Annotated in this window: 15 protein-coding genes; 7 read left to right on the top strand and 8 right to left on the bottom strand. The window is 47.1% G+C overall.

Features of this window, described 5'->3' with window-relative positions; translation table 11 throughout:
• Window positions 1–39 precede the first annotated feature (39 nt).
• Window positions 40–804 carry an MBL fold metallo-hydrolase gene (locus D1627_RS06220; RefSeq protein ID WP_119431371.1) on the top strand — a complete coding sequence of 255 codons (765 nt, stop codon included), beginning with the start codon at window positions 40–42 and terminating at the stop codon, window positions 802–804.
• A 133-nt stretch (window positions 805–937) separates the two neighbouring features.
• Window positions 938–3,559 (top strand): TonB-dependent receptor plug domain-containing protein, encoded by a 2,622-nt coding sequence (locus D1627_RS06225; RefSeq protein ID WP_158607152.1) that lies wholly within the window; start codon window positions 938–940, stop codon window positions 3,557–3,559.
• Here the strand turns inward: D1627_RS06225 and D1627_RS06230 are convergent.
• From D1627_RS06230 to D1627_RS06240, 3 genes are all read right to left on the bottom strand, one after another.
• Window positions 3,556–3,987 carry an SDR family NAD(P)-dependent oxidoreductase gene (locus D1627_RS06230; protein WP_262697018.1) on the bottom strand — a complete coding sequence of 144 codons (432 nt, stop codon included), beginning with the start codon at window positions 3,985–3,987 and terminating at the stop codon, window positions 3,556–3,558. The genes D1627_RS06225 and D1627_RS06230 overlap by 4 nt on opposite strands.
• Before the next feature lie 212 nt (window positions 3,988–4,199).
• Entirely contained in the window at window positions 4,200–7,322 is a 3,123-nt protein-coding gene (locus D1627_RS06235) for a M4 family metallopeptidase (protein ID WP_119431374.1), read from the bottom strand.
• Between the two features lie 313 nt (window positions 7,323–7,635).
• Window positions 7,636–8,457, bottom strand: coding sequence for an aminotransferase class IV (locus D1627_RS06240; protein WP_119431375.1), 822 nt, complete (start codon window positions 8,455–8,457; stop codon window positions 7,636–7,638).
• A 126-nt stretch (window positions 8,458–8,583) separates the two neighbouring features.
• Between D1627_RS06240 and msrA the strand changes: the two genes are divergently transcribed.
• The 3 genes from msrA to D1627_RS06255 all read left to right on the top strand — a co-directional run bounded on the left by msrA (window position 8,584) and on the right by D1627_RS06255 (window position 10,365).
• Window positions 8,584–9,258, top strand: a complete 675-nt coding sequence (gene msrA / locus D1627_RS06245; protein ID WP_119431376.1) for a peptide-methionine (S)-S-oxide reductase MsrA — start codon at window positions 8,584–8,586, stop codon at window positions 9,256–9,258.
• A 68-nt stretch (window positions 9,259–9,326) separates the two neighbouring features.
• Entirely contained in the window at window positions 9,327–9,719 is a 393-nt protein-coding gene (locus tag D1627_RS06250) for a phage holin family protein (RefSeq protein WP_119431377.1), read from the top strand.
• A gap of 208 nt (window positions 9,720–9,927) precedes the next feature.
• The gene (locus D1627_RS06255; protein ID WP_119431378.1) at window positions 9,928–10,365 is read left to right on the top strand and encodes a BLUF domain-containing protein; all 438 of its coding nucleotides are present in this window, start codon (window positions 9,928–9,930) and stop codon (window positions 10,363–10,365) included.
• Here D1627_RS06255 and D1627_RS06260 read toward each other — a convergent pair.
• Both D1627_RS06260 and D1627_RS06265 read right to left on the bottom strand, forming a co-directional pair.
• Entirely contained in the window at window positions 10,360–10,725 is a 366-nt protein-coding gene (locus tag D1627_RS06260; protein WP_119431830.1) for a DUF779 domain-containing protein, read from the bottom strand. The two genes, D1627_RS06255 and D1627_RS06260, sit on opposite strands and share 6 nt — an antisense overlap.
• A gap of 71 nt (window positions 10,726–10,796) precedes the next feature.
• On the bottom strand, window positions 10,797–12,329 hold the full coding sequence (locus D1627_RS06265) for an aldehyde dehydrogenase family protein (RefSeq protein WP_119431379.1): 1,533 nt from the start codon (window positions 12,327–12,329) through the stop codon (window positions 10,797–10,799).
• A gap of 141 nt (window positions 12,330–12,470) precedes the next feature.
• Here D1627_RS06265 and D1627_RS06270 point away from each other — a divergent pair, with 141 nt between their 5' ends.
• Window positions 12,471–13,409 carry an AraC family transcriptional regulator gene (locus D1627_RS06270; RefSeq protein WP_119431380.1) on the top strand — a complete coding sequence of 313 codons (939 nt, stop codon included), beginning with the start codon at window positions 12,471–12,473 and terminating at the stop codon, window positions 13,407–13,409.
• Here D1627_RS06270 and D1627_RS06275 read toward each other — a convergent pair.
• Window positions 13,406–14,467 carry an oxidoreductase gene (locus D1627_RS06275; protein WP_119431381.1) on the bottom strand — a complete coding sequence of 354 codons (1,062 nt, stop codon included), beginning with the start codon at window positions 14,465–14,467 and terminating at the stop codon, window positions 13,406–13,408. The genes D1627_RS06270 and D1627_RS06275 overlap by 4 nt on opposite strands.
• A 256-nt stretch (window positions 14,468–14,723) precedes the next feature.
• Between D1627_RS06275 and D1627_RS06280 the strand changes: the two genes are divergently transcribed.
• Window positions 14,724–17,288 carry a phosphoenolpyruvate carboxylase gene (locus tag D1627_RS06280; RefSeq protein WP_119431382.1) on the top strand — a complete coding sequence of 855 codons (2,565 nt, stop codon included), beginning with the start codon at window positions 14,724–14,726 and terminating at the stop codon, window positions 17,286–17,288.
• Between the two features lie 345 nt (window positions 17,289–17,633).
• On the opposite strand, the gene D1627_RS06285 is transcribed toward D1627_RS06280, so the two are convergent.
• Window positions 17,634–18,767, bottom strand: a complete 1,134-nt coding sequence (locus tag D1627_RS06285; RefSeq protein ID WP_119431383.1) for a tetratricopeptide repeat protein — start codon at window positions 18,765–18,767, stop codon at window positions 17,634–17,636.
• Window positions 18,768–18,839: 72 nt separating this feature from the next.
• Complete coding sequence (gene gyrA, locus D1627_RS06290; protein WP_119431384.1) at window positions 18,840–21,392, bottom strand: DNA gyrase subunit A; 2,553 nt, start codon at window positions 21,390–21,392, stop codon at window positions 18,840–18,842.
• Between the last annotated feature and the right edge of the window lie 23 nt (window positions 21,393–21,415).

Consider the following 21,415-nt stretch of genomic DNA (forward strand, 5'->3'; position numbering starts at 1 on the left):
CGATTGCATTTGCTGTTTCACATCAAACTATAAAAAACTATGAAACTGAAATCCATACTTACCCTGGCCTTAGGCTTGGCACTTGCCACGGCGCACGCGCAGCAAACAATTACCCCAGATACCATCGCAACGAAGCAAGGACCATTGGTGCTGCAACCAATAACGCATGGCACGCTGGCGCTGAGCTTTAACGGCCAAACCATTTACGTGGACCCAACCGGCGGTGCCGAGGCGTTTCAGGGTCTCGCGGCTCCAAATCTGATCCTGATCACCGACATTCATGGCGACCACCTGGACCCCAAAACCCTTGATGCGCTGCCAACCACGGGCGTAACCATGGTGGTGCCACAAGCCGTTGCCGACAAGCTGCCAGAGAAGTATAAAAGCCAGCTAAAAGTGCTCAAGAACGGCGAAAGTGTTACAATGATAGGCATCAATATTAAAGCCATACCGATGTATAACCTGCCCGAAAGCGCAGACGCCAGGCACACCAAAGGCCGCGGCAACGGCTATGTGCTGGAAATGGGTGGCAAACGCGTATACCTCTCCGGCGATACAGAAGGCATACCGGAAATGCGCAAGCTAAAAAACATAGACGTGGCGTTTGTAAGTATGAATCTGCCTTACACCATGGATGTAGACCAGGCTGCCGATGCCGTGCTGGACTTTAAGCCTAAAGTTATTTACCCATATCATTACCGCGGTCAGAATGGCCTGAGCGATGTAGCCTCGTTTAAGCAGCAGGTTAACGCTAAAAACAAGAAGATAGACGTCAGGCTCCGCGACTGGTACGCCAAGCAGTAATACGTGCAGTAACGGAGCAAACAAGTTTCAAGAGCACAAGTCCTTAGGGCTTGTGCTTTTTTTATTTTAGAGGCGTGCTAGTATATAAATTATGCTATTTTTGCTGAAGTTATACAACCTTTATACTATCACGTTGAAACAAACTTTTACCCGCCCGCGCTTTAAGCAGCGCAGGAGCCTTGGGCTTGGCGCTATCCTTTTCTCCATCTCGGTTTTTGCACAAGCCCAGCAAACAGACACGCTCCAGACAAGTTACCTTAAACTGCCGGCTTCCGCAGTAACAGATGCCTACGTAACCATCCACCCCGATAGCGTGCCCCAAGGACTGGTTCTGTTCACGGATACGTACCTGGATGGGCGGGTACCCGGGTTGCGCGTAACCGATACGGATGGAGCCCCAGGCAAAGGCAACCAACTGCTGCTACGCTATGGCACGTCAATAACCAATAGTAACAGGCCGGTAGTTGTTCTGGATGGCTTTGTACTGGAGGAACCTATACTTTGGGATTATATTTCAGAGAGCCAGAAATCGCTGTTTGGGTACACCTATCAATCAAACCTGAATTTTATCAACCCCGATGACCTGGCCTCTATTCGGTTCGTGAAGGATGGTGCGCTGAATGCGGCTTATGGCCCGCAGGCACTAAACGGAGTGCTCTACCTCGACACTAAGAAGGGTGCGAAAGGCAAAGGTATAGGCGTCAGTTATTCTGTAACGGCTGCGCTTGCACAGCTGCGTAAAAAATCGGACAAGCCCCTTAGCGCAGCAGCTTACCGTGAGCTCATCGAGACGAAGTATCCAGACCTTACTTCTGGCTTAGGCGATGCATCCACCGACTGGCAGGATGTGATCTATCGCCCTGCCTTTGGGCTTAATCATCAGTTAGCTGTTAGTGGCACTCTATTTAAACACGTGCCATACTATGCTTCTGTCAATCATGCCAACACGGACGGGATTATAGAAACATCCGGCTACAAACGCACGGCGCTTACTGCATCTGTAAATCCATCATTACTAAAAGATCACCTTTCGCTGCAGCTGTCTTATCGCAAAACGTTTCAGGAAGAGCGGCTGATTGATCGGCGTGCTATCTTAGAGGCCTTAAGGTTTAACCCTACGCAGCCTGTATATCAGCAGAATGAATATGGAAACTATTTTACTCATGTTGATAATGATGGAAACTATCTTGGTCATTTATTTCCGAACCCCCTTAGCCTGCTCGAGCAAAAACATACTTATGAAGACAACGAACATGAGTTGATGCAAGCTAAACTTTCGTATAAGCTTCATTTTTATCCGGCTCTCAGTTTAAATGCACGTTATGTTAAGTATGATCAAGATAATGATGTGGAATCATTGACAGATGCTGAACTTCCGAATCCATATTCTCCAGAGATCAGGATGAACTTAAGCGAGATTAAAAACAGTGGTAGCCAGCAGGAAGCCTACCTAAAACTCGATAAATCATTAACGGATGGCCAAAGTTTACTAAATCTCTCTTTTGGGCTTTCTAAGTTAGAGTCGGTGACCGAGACCACAGTTAGAGAAGGTTTAGGAGAGAACAGGGATTATACTCGATTCGAGAGAATGCGCTGGACTATGCAAAAGAACAAAGCACACAAACTTTACGCACAAGGTGCTTTCAATTTTAAAGGGCGTTATACATTGAACACTGCCGTTAACCAGACATGGTCTGATAAATATTTCAGTGATGTTTCTTTAATAACTGGTGGCTTTGGTGCAGCCTGGGATATTTCTAATGAAAAGTTTTTCCCTTTGATAAAGCAGCTCAATTCGTTAAGGCTTTTTGCCAACTATCATACGTTAAGTTTGCATTACCCCGACAATGGTTCAACAGCCACTGTAGATACTAAGTATGAAAAAAGCAGCAAATATAATACAGGCTTGTCGTGGTCTATGCTGGCTGGTAGATTAACCGGTTCAGTAAACTACTTCCGCACCCAAACGGATGATCTATTACTTTTCTGGCTATTTACATATGGAACGGGGAATATATACAGGCCTTTAAATTATGGTGCTTTGCTGAGCAGTGGCCTGGAAACCAATATAAACTATACTTTAAAGGATAATAACAAGCTATATTGGAGTGTAGGTACTACTTTTTCAACGCTAAAAAACAAAATACTTTTTGAGGAAGAGTTAAGCAGGTTTATCATGACTGATGAAAGAAGGTGGCAGGTGCTGGAAAACGGTAAGCCTATGAATTATTTCAGCCTCTATCAGCAGCTCTACGATTCAGATGGGCACCCAGCCATGGGATTTGTAGTTGATCAAGAGGGGATTGCTATCAAAGAGCTCCGTTATTCAGCAGATCCACAGCTTCTTTGGTCGGTGCACTCCCAATGGCGACACAACAAGATAAACGGCGGTTTATTGGTTAGCGGTATGGCAGGAAACCATGTCTATAATACCATGGATGAATACACGGCTCGGGAGCCTTATAAACATAATACATCGACTGTGTTTGTCCAAAACGGATACAAATCTGCGCCAAGCGGCTCAAACATGTACCTCGAAAGTGCATCCTTTGCCAGGCTGGAGTACATTCAGCTTGGCTATGACCTGGGCAAAGTATGGAAGGAGCGGGCCAGCCTGAGCCTGTCGGCGGCGGTGCAAAATGCGTTTGTCATCACAAAGTATAGCGGCCAGGACCCCGAGGTGAATGCCGGAAACAACCTGAGCCACTATCCGCAGCCGCGAACGTTCTCACTCACAGCCAAGCTGACTATCTAAAAACTATCCGGTGCACCTTTCTGCCCCGCCGTAAACGATACGTTCATGATATCTCCTGTCTGGCGCTCGATCATTTGGGGCAGCACGGCGCGGGTGATATAGTACGGCTCCTCCAGGTTTACCTGGATGATGCTTTCCCACTTGGCTGGCTCCATCTCCAGAAACTTGCCAAACGCGCCTACGCCAGCGTTGTTTATCAGTATGTCGATGGCGCTAAACTGCTGGTGCACATCGTCCACGGCCTTGTTCACGGCTTCCATATCCGTCACGTCAGCCGTTACCACAGCGGCCTTTACGCCATACTTTTTCACTGCTTCGGCAACCTCTTCCAGTTGGCTTGGGGTGCGGGCCATGAGCCCAACGTTCACGCCTTCCAGGGCAAGCGCTAGAGTCACTGCACGACCAAGTCCTTTGCCGGCACCGGTCACCAGCGCGTTCTTTCCTATTATAGATTCTATAGTCTCTTTCTTTAAAGTTTGTAGCTACAAATATGTCAATTATCGCTGATTGGGCTAAAAGCAACTCTTGCAAAGTATGGTTTTGTGCCAGCCCCAAATTCCGCCAAGTATAAATGCCGTAAAAAAAACACGCCCAGCCAATTTGATTTGGCCGGGCGTGTAATTAAAGTTTAAACGGATGCTTACTGCTTAATAAAGCGCTGATGGTGTTGTTTCTGTCCATCGAATATCTCGATCAGGTAAACCCCTTTGGAAAGGTTAGAGACATTGATCTGGTAGTTGCCTTCTTCCAATTGCTGCTGCATGATCTCGGCACCCGTTATACTTAGCACGCGCAAGCTGGCTCCCCGTAAGGCCGAGGATACGCGCACGTAATCAGTTGCCGGGTTAGGGTATACCAGGTCAGTGGCCACAAGCTCGTTGCCAAGCCTATCCGATTTTATACTTTGCGTGCTGGTAATGCCTGCGTTGGCACTGTTGCTGATGTTCACTGTGTAATCTTCTACCTCGCCGTAGCTAAAGGTTTCGCAGGAGGTCTGGGAGGTGCGGTATTTCATGGAAACGCGCATGCGGGTAGTGCCCAGAGCCGCCGACGATGGCACTGTAACCGTCGCGCTAAGCGTGCCGCTACTGGAGCTGGTGCCACTTACTACTTCCTCGCCGCTATCATCAAAGTCTCCATCCTTGTTAAAGTCAATCCACACTTTCCAGGACTCAGTGTAAGCTCTGCCAGAGTAGCCTGCGCTAAAGTATATGGTATTGCTGCTGCCCGGTGCCACGGTGCCAACCATGGCTGTATTGTCCTTGTAACCGCCATCGGAGCCAGAGCTGCGGTCTATACCTGCAAACCGTACCAGATCAATCCACTCGTAGTTGGCGTTGTTGCCTTTGGAGGTACAGTAGCTTACCGTAGCCGATGTGGTTGTGAAGGTGGCAGATGCGGAATAGGCTGAGCTGCCGCTGCTGCAAACACTGCTAACCTGAAACTCATAGGTTGTGCCTGGCGTGAGGCCGCTAAGCGCGTAAGAGGTAGCCGTGCTGGTTGCTGTGCTCCATGAGGATGTTCCGGTTGGCCTGTGGCGTATGCTGTAGCTGTTTGCGCTGGTTACTGCGCCCCAGCTTAGTGTAGCGCCGCTGCTGCTAACGCCAGAGCTGGCAAGGCTGGCTGGCACATCGCAGGTGGCTGGCGGAGCGCCGGTGAAGCTTACCGTATAGTCTTCCACCTCGCCATAGCTAAACGACTCGCAGGCTGTTTGCGCACCGTTATACTTCATGGAAACCCGCATGCGTGTGCTGCCAGTGGCAGAAGCCGCAATATTTAGCGTACCGGATACGGCAGACTTGCTCATGCTGCCTGCGTCGAAGGCTAATTCTCCGGCATCATCAAAGTCACCGTCCTTGTTATAGTCAATCCATATTTTCCAGTATTCGTTGTAGGTGGTGCCTGCAAAACCAGGCGTTAAGGTAATGGCATTGTTGCTACCGGCGCTTAGGTTTATGGTGTTGCTTGTAAAGTCGGTGTAACCCGCTGCGCCGGAGGTTTTAGTGAAGCTTCCGATTTTCACGCTGGCAATCCACTCGTAAGATGAGTTGTTGCCCTGCGAGGTGCAGTACGAGATTTCGCCATACTTACCGCCAATGCCTACTGCGTTCCAGGCATTGGTTGTTTGTATCTCCTCGTTAGAGCCATCGCCATACAAATCCTCAGCGGCTTTTATGGCAAATGCACGCGCGTCAGCATAGTTTGAGTTGGAGGTCATGTACACGCTTTCCATGCGATATACGATTTTAGCTGCCTCCTCAATCCCAATGCCGGACACGTTATAGCTTACGCCGTTATCGTTGGTGCCGGATTTGCCTACTGAGAGTATGTAGAACCAATGGTTGATAACGCCGCTGTTAGTATGCACGCCACCGTTATCGCCAGAACCAGCATACCAGTTTATACCTTTGTAAGTATCTGGCTGGCCCTCAGCCTTAGGGTTTATCATGGAGCGGAGCGAGGGGCGTTGTTTGTCTATGTCCTCACCGATCAGCCAAGTTGCCTTCTCTGGGGCAGCGTAATACTCCACGGCAGCTCCCCAAATATCAGACAGGCCCTCGTTAAGCGCTCCAGATTCATAGCTATAGACCAGGTCTGCAGTGTAGGTGCATACGGCATGGCCAATTTCATGCGCGCCTACGTCCAGGCTAGTTAAGGCGTCGAAACGGGTCGCACCGTCGCCATAGGTCATTACAGAGCCGTTCCAGAAGGCGTTCTCGTAGTTTTTATCGAAATGCACATAACTTTTGATTTTTGCACCGTTTCCGTCGTAGCTATTGCGGTTGTGCTTGTTTTTGAAGTAATCGAAGGTCATCTGGGCAGCCCAGTGTGCATCCAGAGCGGCGTTGTCTTTAGCAGAATTGTTATACTCGCCAGAGGTCCAGTTATTGTCAGTGTCAGTAAAGTCAGTAGCGTTATTATAACTGGTTCCTGTGTTACAGTTGTAGGTTTCCACGCCGCTGCCCCGGGTATAGTCGCGTAAGCGGTAGGAGCCACTGAAGCTATCGGTGGTTATGGTTTTAGAACCGCTGTAACGCGTGGCTGCGGTAGCAGTAGCTGATGCGTGCTTTATGATGGCATCTTTATGTACTACTTCTCCTGTATGTGCATCCACATAAATGTAGTCGCGGCTAACAGGTTGTTGGGCGTATACATCAAACTTCCAAGCCAACACATTTTTGCCCTGCTTGTCTTTGTCGTTGCTTAGGTAGTTCTTTACAATTACCAACTCACCCTCGGGGTAGAAAGTTGCTTTTTTGTCTGCTTTCAGTTGCTTTACCCAGGCTTCTTGTTCCGGTACCTGCCACATGTATGTTTTGGCACCCACAAAGGCCATAGCGCGTTGCAAGGCAGCCCGTACCGATACAGTAGGAATTGTGCTCAGATCCCTAATTTTCTTTAATTCGCCGCTCATTGCCTGCACCATGCCGTTTTTAGAATGCACTGTGTAGTCCCCATACTCCACGCGTACACCTTTGTAAAACTGACCATAGCGCTGGTGCTGATAACCGAGTTCATCGACACTTTGCCGCATTGGCCGGAGATCGTCTTCTGCGGATAAACCTAAATAGGAACGCAGTGCTTGGCTGGATTCACTTACCCGCAGGCTTTGATTGCCCGAATTTTTGAATTCTATAAGTTTTGGAGAGCCGTTAGCTTCTTCTAAACTCGATTTAACGCGTTCCTGCTGTTGTGCCTGCGCAGGAACAGTACAGGTTAGGCCGCCCACAAGGAACGAAGCCAACAAGTAAACTTTTCTCATAATGTATATTTATATAATTGAACATAAGCAAGGAGAAAAGTTGGTTGTATACTTAGGCTTTATGTGTTTCAGATATTGCCTAATATAGCAATTCTTAAAACAAATAATCAAATATATCTGATTATTTGAGTATTGTGTTTAGATAATTCTCTAACGAATATAATAAAGACAAGGTTGGTTTGTGTTTTAATTTTATAATGTTAAGAGAGGGTGATTTTGATAAATATTAAATTACCTAGAGAGGTGGGCGATAAAGAACTTGAGTTTAAACACAAGTTTTGAAAACTACTCAGGAAATGGCAGGACCAAACTATTACACTATGCCAAGGCCAACTCTTAGTCGGTGCAGCAATTCAGGCTGCTGTCGTAAAGCTACTTGATCAATATTTCTGATAGACCTTATACCCGTTATATTAATCGCAAAGGCAGTATCAGACATGAAAACATGTTTAGGAGTTACCTGAACCTCATGGTAAGTAAATGAATTAGCAGCGCACCAAGCCAGCATCTGGCGGCGCAGTATGCCATTTACACAGCCTGTATTCAGACTTGGGGTGTAGAACTGGTTATCTTGTACCCAGAAGATATTAGAAGAAGTAAGCTCAGAAACCCAGCCTTGTGGACTCAGCAAAAGCATGTCGTCCAGTTGCCGCTCTTTTTTTTCAATGCCAGCCAAAACATATAGGGGGGCATTGGGTCCTTTAAACCCGGATAAAGCATGGTATGCAGTATTAATTTTTTGGCAGATGCCTATTTCTATAGCGGAAAAGGGCGCTGGCTCTGAGGCAACGGCAGTGGCAAGCCAATGTGCAGTATTGGTATCTGGAGTGTAAAGACCGTTGCCGCCCCGCCATACTTTAAGCTTAACTCTACCGTAAAGTTCTGCACTGTTTTGTTTTGCCAATTCAACAAGTTGATGCTCGAGACCAACATCGAGGAAATAGCCGGGCAACTCTAAGCCTAATGCTAGGGCGGCTTCCTGCATGCGTTCCTGATGACTTTTCCAGAACCTAAGCTTGCCATTTACAATAATAATAGTTTCAAAAAAACCATCGTTGTACTGGAAGGCTCTGTTGGTAGCCGGAATGTGAAGCGCTTCTTCATGGAGAAGTTGGCCACTATATAGTAATTTCAATGGGCAGGGGCTAGAAGGCTAAATAAAACTTTAAGATATGGATCGATTCTTGTAACTCAAAATTCGTGTAGCGCTTAAATCTGACGTCTGCACGCTGCCGTAGTATAAAGTATAAACCCACAGCTTATGATCACCAGAACCTTACTACTTTTGATTTCGATCTTATTTTGTTTTACCTCATGTACCGAGGCTACAAATAATAATCGCCTACAGGCAACAAGCAGCCCTCCTCAGAATCTGAGTGAGGATACTGTTGGCCTTGCCAAGGCAACGTTTGCGGGCGGATGTTTCTGGTGCACGGAGGCATACTTTGAGCGGCTGCAGGGCGTGCAGGCCGTAGTTTCTGGCTATGCCGGGGGCAAAAGCCAAAACCCAACTTACCAACAAGTTAGTGCCGGAAGCACTGATTATGCAGAGTGTGTACAGGTGTATTATAACCCCCAACAGATAAGTTATAAAGAGCTACTTGAGGTTTTCTTTGCAACCCACGACCCAACCACACTAAACAGGCAGGGCCCGGATCATGGTAAGCAGTATCGCTCCGTTGTGTTTTACCGCACCCCAGAAGAGAAAAAAATGACGGAGCAGTACATCACTGACCTGGAACAGGCGGGTGCCTATCCTAACAAGATTGTCACCTATGTGCAACCGTTCAAAAAATTCTGGCCTGCTGAGGGGTATCATCAAGACTACTATAAGCTGAACCCCAAAGACCCTTATGTGCAGGCTGTAGCCAAGCCTAAAGTGAAGAAATTTGAGTCAAACTTTCAGAATAAGCTAAAGCCCGAATATTCTAATTAACCTATCAAATTTGTGATTGCCCACGTAGTACATGTCTAATTGTAGATCTTTTAACCTAACGTAAAACTATGGGCTTCATTATTAATTTATTAGTAAGTGCCGGGGTGATTCTGCTGCTGGCCTACATTATGCCAAGTGTGCATGTAAAAAACTTCTGGACGGCACTTTGGGTAGCTTTCCTGATTGGCTTGTTTAACGCCACCATAGGCTGGTTATTAAGCGGCTTGCTTAACCTGGTTTCCTTTTTTCTGCTAGAGGCGATTGTGAGTTTAATTGTAACCGCCCTTATGATTAAGCTGGTGGATGTGCTGGTCGGTAATTTTAAAATCGATGGTTTTTGGCCCGCGCTTATTATAGCATTGGTTACTGCACTGGCTATAGGCCTGATTGGCTGGCTGGGTAATGGCAATGATAATTACTCGCAGATACAGCAACATGCAAAATACGAACAACTAGTTTAAAACAATTATGCTTTATCAAATCATAAACAAAACGCCGTGGCAACTACCACGGCGTTTTGTTTATGCTACTAATTTATACTGCCTTATAAATTGTTGGATTAAAACTAGTTGGGTTTGTGCGGCAGAATTTGGATTAAACAAACTTGAAGGTTTAGTATTTATTTCCCCTGAAGGCGCTTAGATTTGCAGACTAATTTATTCTTGATAAATGTTTCAGCTAGTATACTTAAGCACTGCAGTTAACCTCTTTGAAGAAGAAGAACTGAATGAGATTCTGCAAATCTCCCGCACCAACAATAGCTCCCGCGATATAACGGGATTATTACTATACCATGAGGGTAATATAATTCAGGTTCTTGAAGGAGAAAAGCAGCAAGTTATGAACGTATACTACAAAATTGAGCGTGACCCACGGCACAAAGGCATTATCAAAATGATAAGCGGCGATGTATCGCAGCGGTTTTTTACGGGCTGGTCAATGGGTTTCAAATCACTTTCCGCAATGGAGTACAAGGATGCGCTCGGCTATTTGGAACCGGAGTCTGAGGATGTGTTGATGAGCCCCGAAACGGATGAAGATCCACAGGCTGTTACCCTGCTTAAGACATTTGCCTCTGCCACTATCAGCCGGCGCAGGCAATCATAGTTTAGGTAACTGTGCCATCTCTGCTTCTGTAAACAGCCTAGACCGTATATGGAAGCGTAGACCTAACGGAATCTCCAACGAGAAGCTGGCCCCGCGGCCTGGGGTCACGTCAAGCGTTAAGTGCGTGTGCTTCCAGTATTCATACTGATCTTTGGCAATATAGAAATTGCAGCCTTGCACTTTGCCTAAAAGCACATCGCTGTCGCCAACCTTAAACTCGCCTTCCTCAAAACACATAGGTTGGGAGCCATCGCAACAGCCGCCGCTCTGGTGGAACATTAAGGGCCCGTGCTGCGCTCTGAGCTTATCAATCACCTGTTTTGCCTCTTCGGTTACGCTTACGCGCTTTGCCTTTTCCATAGGTTTTATGTTTACTAAAGAGACACTGCCGGCATAGCGCCGGCAGTGTTTCATATGTCATACTTTGATGCTTAAAAGAATCCCAGTTTGTTTTTATCGTAAGAGATAAGCATGTTCTTGGTTTGGCGGTAATGGTTCAGCATCATTTTATGGTTCTCGCGGCCAAAGCCGGATTTTTTATAGCCGCCAAACGGAGCGTGGGCCGGGTACGCATGGTAGCAATTGACCCACACGCGGCCCGCCTGAATGGCGCGGGGCATCTGGTAGATCTCATGCGCATCGCGGGTCCAGAGGCCGGCACCCAAGCCATAAAGCGTGTCGTTGGCCAAGGAAATGGCTTCTTCCTGCGTTTTGAAGGTAGTAACAGATGTTACTGGCCCGAAAATCTCTTCCTGGAAAACCCGCATCTTATTATGGCCTTTAAATATGGTAGGCTGTATGTAGTAGCCCTTCTCCAGCCCGCTGTTCAAACTTGCCACGCTTCCGCCTACCAGCACTTCGGCGCCTTCCTGCTTGCCAATGTCCATGTATGACTTTATTTTCTCGAACTGATCGTTGGATGCCTGCGCGCCCATCATGGTGTCTTCTGCCAGCGGGTGGCCCACCTTAATGTCCTTGGTGCGCTGCACCACGCGGTCCATGAACTTGTCGTAAATAGATTCGTGCACCAAAATCCTGGATGGGCAGGTGCATACTTCGCCTTGGTTCAGGGCAAACATCACCGCGCCCTCCACACACTTATCAAAGAAAGCGTCATCGGCGCTGGCTATACTTGGCATAAAGATGTTAGGCGATTTACCGCCCAACTCCATCGTAACCGGAATCAGGTTTTCTGAGGCGTACTGCATAATCAGGCGGCCAGTGGTTGTCTCGCCGGTGAAGGCCACTTTGGCAACGCGCGGGGAGGAGGCCAGAGGTTTGCCTGCCTCTGGGCCGAAACCAGTAACTACATTCAGTACGCCGGCCGGCACCACGTCCTCAATCAGTTCCATCAGCATCATGATGCTGGTTGGCGTTTGCTCGGCGGGTTTCATAACGATGCAGCAGCCCGCTGCCAGCGCCGGCGCCATTTTCCAGGTTGCCATCAGCAGCGGGAAGTTCCAGGGAATTATCTGGCCAACCACACCAATGGGTTCCTGCAGGTTTATACTTATGGTGAATTCATCGTGCTCCGACATGGTGCTTTCGTCGGCACGAATGGCACCTGCAAAATAGCGGAAGTGGTCGATGCAGAGCGGGATGTCAGCGGCGCGCGTTTCCCGGATTGCCTTTCCGTTATCCACTGTTTCGGCGCGGGCAAGCATTTCGGCGTTCTCCTCTATGATGTTGGCAATATCAAGCAAAACCTTACTGCGTGCCGCTGCAGAGGTTTTAGACCAAGTCTTAAAGGCTTTATGGGCAGCATCCAGGGCTTTTTCTATATCCTCCTTGTTGCCGCGCGCAGCTTTGGTGAAAGCTTTGCCATCGATGGGAGAGATGTTGTCGAAATACTCGCCACTAGCCGGGGCTACCCATTCACCACCGATAAAATGGTTGTACTTTTCTTTGAACTTAGGCCTTTCCAGTACGGCTGATTTCGGTTGGGGAGATGCTACAGTATCCATAGTTTATATGATTGGTTTATAGATGAAATTATTATGGCTTAAAAGTCAGTAATCACTCATTTATAAACTTGCTTTATCGTACAAAAAACTATTACTATCGTATCATCTTGATAATGAGCATCAAAATAATTAGCTTTAACTATGCCCTATAACGTTAAACTGCAGCAAATCCCGCTTAAGCAAGAGCGCAATTTATACACGCTGGTAGAAAACCGGTCGGTGTATAGTATGGATGCCTGCGAATTGAACGTGTTTGAAACGCACCGCCAAGCTGAGGCTGTTAACTTGCAATTTGGCGACTGGGTGCTTACAAGTATGCTACAAGGCAAAAAAGTGATGCATCTTTCAGATAAGCCCGGTTTTGACTACCTGCCCGGTGAGTCGTTGATTTTGCCACCAAACGAGTTGATGAAGATTGATTTTCCGGAGGCCGCAAAAGAGAACCCTACGCAGTGCCTGGCGCTGGCTATTTCGGCGGAGCAGATAGAAACAACCATACAACTACTAAACGAGCGCCACACAAAAGCTGAGGACGGAGAGGAGTGGGGCCTAAGCATGGAGCACCTGCACCTGGCCAATAACCTGGAACTGGCCGAGATCATTAACCGGCTCATTAAAATCAGCCTGAACGACCATAGCCGTGAGAAGGATATACTTGTAAACCTGGCGCTGCGCGAGTTGCTGGTGAGGCTGATGCAGACGCAGGCCCGCGCATTTTTTGAGCAGAACTATCAGCGGCTGGCCACTAGCAACCGGTTCGGCTACATCATGCAGTATATAAAGGAGAACATCACCTCGCGCATAGATATTGACCGTCTGAGCGAGAAAGCGTGTATGAGCCGCGCCAAGTTTTTCAGGAAGTTTAAGGAAGAATTCGGCTATACGCCCGCCGATTTCATTTTAAAAGAGCGCATTCGCCTGGCTAAGCAGCACCTCCAAGATCCGTTTAATTCTGTAACACAAGTGTGCTACATGGCTGGATTCCAGAACCTTAGCTATTTTATAAGGGCCTTTAAAAAAGAAGTGGGCCTTACGCCCAAATCCTTTCAGTTAAACTTAAGAAGCAGGGCAGACGCCTAGCTATACTTTACGCTTCTCTTTTCCCGGCTACTCTGGAGCGCTAATTCTATCACTCGAATGGTGTTGCGTGCCTGCTCTGGTTTAACCGCCAGGTCTTCCTGTCCAAGTATGGCTTTGTACACGTTTTGGTAAAGCCCCGTGTAATCGCCAGTTTCGCTTTCAACTTTTCCAGTGATGTGTATGCCTTGCACCTCCGTATTTATTGTTCCCCATAGGTTTTCAGGCTCCGTGCCCCAATTCAGCGTTTTTCCCGGAAAGCTACCTGCGTTCAGGGTTTCTTCCTGTACATCCATGCCATACTTTACAAAGGAGCCCTTGGTGCCGTGAAGTATAAAATGTGGCCCTTTCTCGCGCACAAGCATACTTGCCTTTAAAATCGCTTTAACCTTGGCGTAGTGCAGTATCACCTCAATGTAATCCGTAACCTGCGAGTACTGGCGCTGCGTGCGCACATCAGCGTAAACTTCCAACGGTTCTCCAAAAAGGCTTAATGCCTGGTCGATCAGGTGCGTGCCCAGGTCGTACAGTATGCCGGTGCCGGGCAGGTTTTCCTCTTTCCAGGTGTTTGGCTTTATCTCGTTGCGGTAACGGTCAAAGTGTGCTTCATACTCTACCAGGTCGCCGAGCAACTGCTGGTCTACTACTTTTTTTACGGTTTTAAAATCACTGTCCCAGCGGCGGTTTTGGTAAACGGTCAACACGTTGCCTTTTTCCCGGGCCAGTGCAATCAGTTCATCGGCTTCTGCGCTGGTCACGGTAAAAGGCTTGTCTACGAGCACATGCTTTCCAGCTTGCAACGCAGCTTTTGCCATGGCATAGTGCGAGGGGCTGGACGTGGCAACTACTACCAAATCTATACTTTCATCGTTAAAAATAGCTTCTTCCGATGACACAACTTCAGTTTCGGGGTAACGCTGGTTGGCAAGTTCGACGCTCTCGGCCCGATTCGCCCTAATTTTTTTCAGCACTAAACCCGGAACATTCGAGATAAAGGGCGCATGAAAGATTCTTCCGGCCGTGCCAAAGCCTAGCAGGCCAACATTTATTTTTTTATCCATTTACGAGGTTTTAATTTCCGTTCGTCAATTTAAGGTACATACTAATCGCAAATATGGGTAAAAGGATTTTGTGAATTTGTTTAGGGCATTTATTTGTGATTGTAATTATAATGGTGGCTATGGATAAGTGTTGCACGTATGATTGGCAGTAATGTATGGCTATTTCCATGGTTTTTACTATATTAAGACATAATGTGGCTACAGTGTACTTTGGCTATACATGCATAATTCTCAATCTAACCACGCACATTAATATATGAGTAGTACGATAGAAGTTTTCCGCAACCAGGTAGGGACCCGGTTTGAGATGTATAACAGTCTTTTTTCTTCGTTGCCTTTCCATAGGGTAGAGAAAACAGGAGTGCTTTTATCGCTTTTTGTGCTGCATTGTGAAGAAGGCTATCAGCGTGAACTCAGCCCCAAAGAGATTATCCTTAGTTTCTTTGAGCAATACACTAACTACAGAACAGAGCAGGAGCAAAACGACTTATTATTTCGGTTTGTGCAGTATGCCGAACGGCAGGTAGTACTGTTTGATGCCTTGGAGGAAGCCGCTTTCCGCGATACCCACGATATGCATGGCATTGGCACGCTAAAGCAGTTAAGTGCTGCTGTGGTGCAAAGCAAAGCGCAAGATGAGTTAGCTGCGAAGCTGCGTGATTTCTCTGTCAGGTTAGTGCTTACTGCGCACCCAACGCAGTTTTACCCGAGCAATGTGTTAGGCATTATTAATGATTTGTCTAAAGCGCTTGCTACGGATAACACTTCATTAGCGCATTCATACCTGCGGCAGTTGGGCAAGACGCCATTCTTCAAAAAAGAAAAGCCAACGCCTTACGAAGAGGCTGTTAATCTTGTCTGGTTTCTGGAGAACGTTTTTTACAGGGCTGCCGGCAATATCATGTATTACCTACGCGACCAGTTTAACGGGGCCGTGCCGCAGAAAAGCCAGTTGGTGCGCATGGGCTTCTGGCCCGGCGGCGACCGCGACGGCAACCCGTTCGTGAAATCGGATACAACCCTGCGTGTGGCAGAAGCGCTACGTGCCGCGGCCGTGAAATCATACTACGCCGATATTCGCCGCCTGAAAAGGAGACTAACCTTTAAAGGAGTAGAAGAACTGGTTAAAGAACTGGAAACCAAACTGTACAACAATCTTTTTGTACCTGGCTATACGTTTGACCTTACCAAGGAAGAGATCCTGGATACGCTCAACCAAATCCGGGAACTACTGATCGAGGAGCACAGCAGCCTTTTCCTGAGCCAAGTGGAGGCCTTGATTACTAGGGTAGAGCTCTTTGGCTTATACTTTGCCTCACTTGATATCCGTCAGGATAGCTCTGTGCATGGCCATTTGTACGAGGAGCTAGCTCTAGTATCGGACGCTATACCGGGAGATTATGCGGAGCAAAGCGACGAGGCTAAGATCGATATTCTCCGCAAGGCAACAGGTAAAGTTGACCCAGAGGTGTTTGAGGATGAATTACTGCAGGACACATTGCAGGTCATAGCTGATATCAAAACGATTCAGGAGTATAACGGAGAGGAAGGATGCCACCGCTACATTATCAGCCATAGTACTAGCGCTCTTAATGTGATGGAGGTTTATACCTTATTTATGCTTAGCGGCTGGACTGCAGAAGAGCTTACCGTTGACATCGTGCCTTTGTTCGAAACAATCGACGACTTGCGCGAAGCTGCCTCGGTAATGCGCCAGCTTTATGAAAACGAGCGCTACAGAAGCCATTTGCACCGTCGCAGAAACACCCAGACCATTATGCTCGGCTTCTCCGATGGCACCAAAGACGGAGGTTATTTTATGGCGAACTGGAGTATATATAAGGCCAAGGAGGCATTGACGCAAGTATCCAGGGAGTATGGCATAGAGGTGATATTTTTTGATGGGAGAGGAGGCCCACCGGCACGAGGGGGTGGAAAAACACAGCAGTTTTATGCCTCCATGAGCAGCAACATTTCTAACAAGGAAATACAGCTAACTATTCAGGGCCAGACGATTAGCTCAAATTTTGGTAACATAGATTCCGCACAATATAACATAGAGCAACTTATACATGCGGGTATCAGCAATGCACTGTTCTCGCAAAGCAAATCTACACTTTCATCGGATGATGAAGCCTTGTTGCAGCAGTTGGCCGACATCAGTTACAAAGCTTACAGTGTGCTGAAGAATGAGCCGGTTTTCCTGGATTACCTGAATTTTATAAGCCCGTTGCGCTATTATGGAGAGGCTAACATAGGTAGTCGCCCATCAAAACGCAAAGCCGGTAAGCTAAATCTCGACGACTTGCGCGCCGTGCCATACGTAGGTGCCTGGAGCCAGTTAAAACAAAACTTGCCTGGGTATTATGGCGTGGGCACAGCCTTACAGGAAATGCATGAGAGTGGCGATTGGGAAAGTATAAAACAGCTTTATAAGAGTTCGTTATACTTTAAGACCTTGTTAGACAATTGTGAGATGGCCATGAAGAAGTGTTTTTTTCCGGTTACCGCATACTTGTCTGAGCATCCGAAGTATGGCGCTTTATGGCGCATCATTTACGAAGAGTTTGAGCGCACCAAGAAGTATGTGCTGATGTTATCCGAAGCCGATGAATTGATGGCTGATAAACCTGTAGATCAATTATCAATTCAAATGCGCCAACGCATAGAGTTGCCACTAATTACAATACAACAGCATGCGTTAGCCAATATCAGAACTCTGGAGGAACAAAATGCTGAAGGTCAGGCGAAACTGATTTATGAAAAAATGGTAGTGAGGTGCTCATTCGGAATTATTAATGCAGAGCGCAACTCGGCATAACAGGCAGGGCGGAACTTAAATCGCGTTATACAACTTTAAATCCAAAATCTTCAGAAGCACGACAGTAACAGACACTGCTCCTGAAGATTATTCTACTTAACATAAAGTACATTATGAGTGACACTTAAAATAGATGATTATTCATCGTACATTATAAGTCTTATAATTTATATTATGTTAAGTAGTATATGTGTTTTACCATAATATTTTGTGTGTCAATCCTTTTGTCTATCTTCTACTGCTTTGATTTTAATTATATCCCCTATTAGTTTAGATTATAAAAAATTGGGTCATAAAAAAAAGGACAGCTGTATAGCTGTCCTTTTTTTTATGTAATAGATTAAATTACTTATTCAGCTGTGCTGAAATTTTTTCTGCATCAGACTTACGGCCTAAACGTGTGTACACGTTAACCAGGTTTTGCATAGTTGCCTTATCCTCTGGTTGGATCTGGTGTGCTTTCTCAAAATAAGGAAGCGCTGACTGGTAATGCTTTTTCGCTTCAGCTTCTAAGGTTTTGCCTTTCTTCTGGTACGTTGCATAGTCCATTTTCGCGGCTTTGTTGTTTACTTCTGCACCTTGGTTATACTCTAATACACCTAAGTTGTAGTAAGCATCAAAGTTATTCGCATCTACCTCGATAGCTTTCTTATAGGTTTTCTTAGCACCTTCAAAGTCTTTCTTACGCTCCATCAAATTGCCTTTTACTGCATAAAGGCTGGCATTTGAAGGGTCGGCAGCAATTGCCTTATCCAGCTTATCCATTGCTTCGTCAGCACGATCGTTTTTCAGATAGTACTTCAGCTCTTCTTGCATCAGATACACGCTGTTCGGGTGCTCTTTCAGGCCATTAGCCAATGTAGCCATTACAGCATCATCGCTTGCCTCAGTAGCTTGCTGTAGCTGAATCTTAGCCTTGAAAACATCTTCTGTTTTATGGCCCATCTTAATCAGTTCATCATAAAAACCGATCGCCTGGTCATACTTGTTATCAGCAGTTGATGCGTAAGCGGCATAAAGTACTGCGGTAGTATCTTCCGGGCTAATTTTATGAGCCAGCTCATACTTGCTTATCGCGTTAGACCAATCCTGGTTATTATGGAACTCTACGGCTTGGTTTAGCACTTGGCCATACAGCATTTGCTTACGCTCTGGTACTTGCTTGCCGTACTCTCCATTTTGGCCGTCTAACTCAACCGCCTTATCAAAAGACTCAAGTATAGTTATAGGCGTTTTATCGTCTGTCATTTTGCCGTAGATCGGGTTGCCGATCATGTCCTGCATAATTACGCCACGGTAGAACCAGGTTTTAGCCTTGTCCATTGTTTTTTTATGCTCTGTGGCTTTCTCAATATCGGTTAGCGCTTTATCAAGAGTCCCATTTTTATGGTTCAGGATAGCACTGTTTACGGCCGAATTCTGTGCACTCGCAACCGAAATAGTACCGGCTACCAGAGCTGTTAAAAGCACTTTTTTCATATGTTAGATTAATGGTTTGTGATAGTTGTTTGCTTAACGTTTTTTCTTTGAGAATAATTCGCTATCAGATACTTAGGCTTCTTCAGATGCCTCCGGGTCAATCATAGTATCGGGCTGTAAAGAGTCCTCCGGGTTTGGTTCAGACTGTTCTAATACCAGTTCCTCTGCCGTTTCTTCTTCATTATCTACCTCTACCTTTGCGACTGAAGAAATCTGATCCCCCTCGTTTAGTTTCAGCAAGCGAACGCCTTGTGTGGCCCGCCCGATAACGCGGAGCTCGCCAATACGAAGCCTGATCGTAATGCCGGAACGGTTGATAATCATCAGATCATCTGTATCCGTTACGCCTTTGATAGCGACAAGTTTACCTGTTTTGTCGGTAACGTTCATGGTCTTCACGCCCTTGCCGCCACGGTTCGTGATGCGGTACTCATCAAGAAGCGAGCGTTTGCCGAAGCCTTTTTCCGAAACCACTAACAGGTCTGTATTGTCATTCTCTACACAAACCATACCAACTACCTTATCATCTGGTCCGGCAAGGGTCACGGCGCGCACACCTGCAGCCGTACGGCCCATGGCGCGCACCTGCGTTTCGTTAAAGCGGATAGCCCTCCCCGATTCCAGCGCAATCACTATTTCGCTGCTGGTATTTGTTAGCTGCACATCAAGCAGGCGGTCGCCTTCGTTGATTGAGATCGCGTTAATACCGTTCGTTCTTGGGCGAGAATAAGCCTCTAATACCGTTTTCTTGATGGTTCCTTGTTCGGTAATGAATACAAGGTTATGGTTGAGTACGTAGTCCTGATTTTTAAGGTCATGCACGTTTAGCACGGCACGCACTTTGTCATCCTTCTCAATTTGAATGAGGTTCTGTATGGCACGGCCCTTTGTCGTCTTCCCTCCTTCCGGAATCTCGTATACCTTTAACCAGAATACGCGACCGAATTCTGTAAAGAACAGCATGTGGTGGTGCGTGTTGGCGATAAACAGGTGCTCGGTAAAGTCGCTTTCCTTGGATGCGGCCACACCTCTGGAGCCTACACCGCCACGGCTTTGGCTGCGGTACTCGCTCAGCGACGTGCGTTTGATATAGCCTTCATGAGAAATGGTAATTACCATGTTTTCTTCCGGAATCATGTCCTCGTAGGAGATATCGCCGGTGCTGGCTTCGATGCCTGTGCGGCGTCCGTCGCCGTAACGATCCTTAATTTCGAGAAGCTCGTCTTTGATGATCTGCATACGGCGCTCTTCGTTAGAAAGAATCTCGTTCAGTTCATCGATCAGTTTCATGATCTCCTCGAATTCCTGCTGGATTTTGTCACGCTCCAGGCCAGTAAGGCGCTGCAGACGCATATCCAAAATGGCGCGTGCCTGAATTTCTGATAACTCGAAACGCTCGATCAGGCCATTGCGGGCTATTTCCGGGTCGCGCGATGAGCGGATCAGGTTGATCACCTCATCCAGGTTATCAAGCGCAATAAGTAAGCCTTCCAGGATGTGTGCACGCTTCTTGGCTTCATCCAGTTCATACTGTGTTCTGCGTACTACTACCTCATGGCGGTGCTCCACAAAATACTGGATAAGCTCCTTCAAGTTCAGCGTCATTGGGCGGCCTTTTACCAGGGCCACGTTGTTAACGCCAAACGATGATTGAAGCTGCGTATACTTGTAAAGGTTGTTAAGAACAACGTTCGGAATGGCATCACGCTTCAGGTCGTACACAATGCGCAGACCGTCGCGATCAGACTCATCACGCAGGTCAGAGATGCCTTCGATTTTCTTATCGTTGATGAGGGCTGCCGTCTTCTCGATCAGGGAGGCTTTGTTTACCATGTACGGGATCTCCGTCACGATAATCTGCTCCTTGCCGCTGGCAGTTGTTTCGAAGTTCGCGCGTCCACGCATCAGTACGCGGCCACGGCCAGTTTCAAAAGCCGATTTCACGCCATCATACCCGTGAATGATACCACCCGTTGGGAAGTCTGGCGCAGTGATGTGCTGCATCAGCTCGGCAATCGTAATTTCTCTATTATCAATATAGGCGATAATGCCATTTACTACCTCAGTAAGGTTATGCGGGGCCATGTTGGTGGCCATACCCACTGCGATACCGGAAGTACCGTTTACCAAAAGGTTTGGCAGCTTGGCAGGCATAACGCTCGGCTCCTTCAGGGAGTCGTCGAAGTTCGGCACAAAGTTTACAGTGTTCTTGTCCAGGTCAGACAGCATCTCGTCTGCGATGCGCTTGAGGCGGGCCTCAGTGTAACGCATGGCGGCCGGAGAGTCACCGTCGATGGAACCATAGTTACCCTGGCCATCCACGAGCGGGTAGCGCAAAGACCAAGGCTGCGCCATACGCACCATGGTTTCGTACACGGAAGAGTCACCATGTGGGTGATACTTACCCAGCACCTCTCCTACGATACGCGCTGATTTCTTGTAAGCTTTGTTGTAAGATACCCCCAGCTCGGACATTCCGTACAGCACGCGACGGTGCACTGGCTTTAATCCGTCCCGAACGTCGGGTAAGGCTCTGGAAATGATAACAGACATTGAGTAGTCGATATACGCACCGCGCATTTCGTCTTCAATGTTGATCGGTATTATTCGTTCGCCTTCTGTCATGTTAAAAGGTCTAAAATAAAATG

Origin of the sequence: Pontibacter oryzae, assembly GCF_003576375.1 — a bacterium.
Lineage (GTDB): Bacteria > Bacteroidota > Bacteroidia > Cytophagales > Hymenobacteraceae > Pontibacter > Pontibacter oryzae.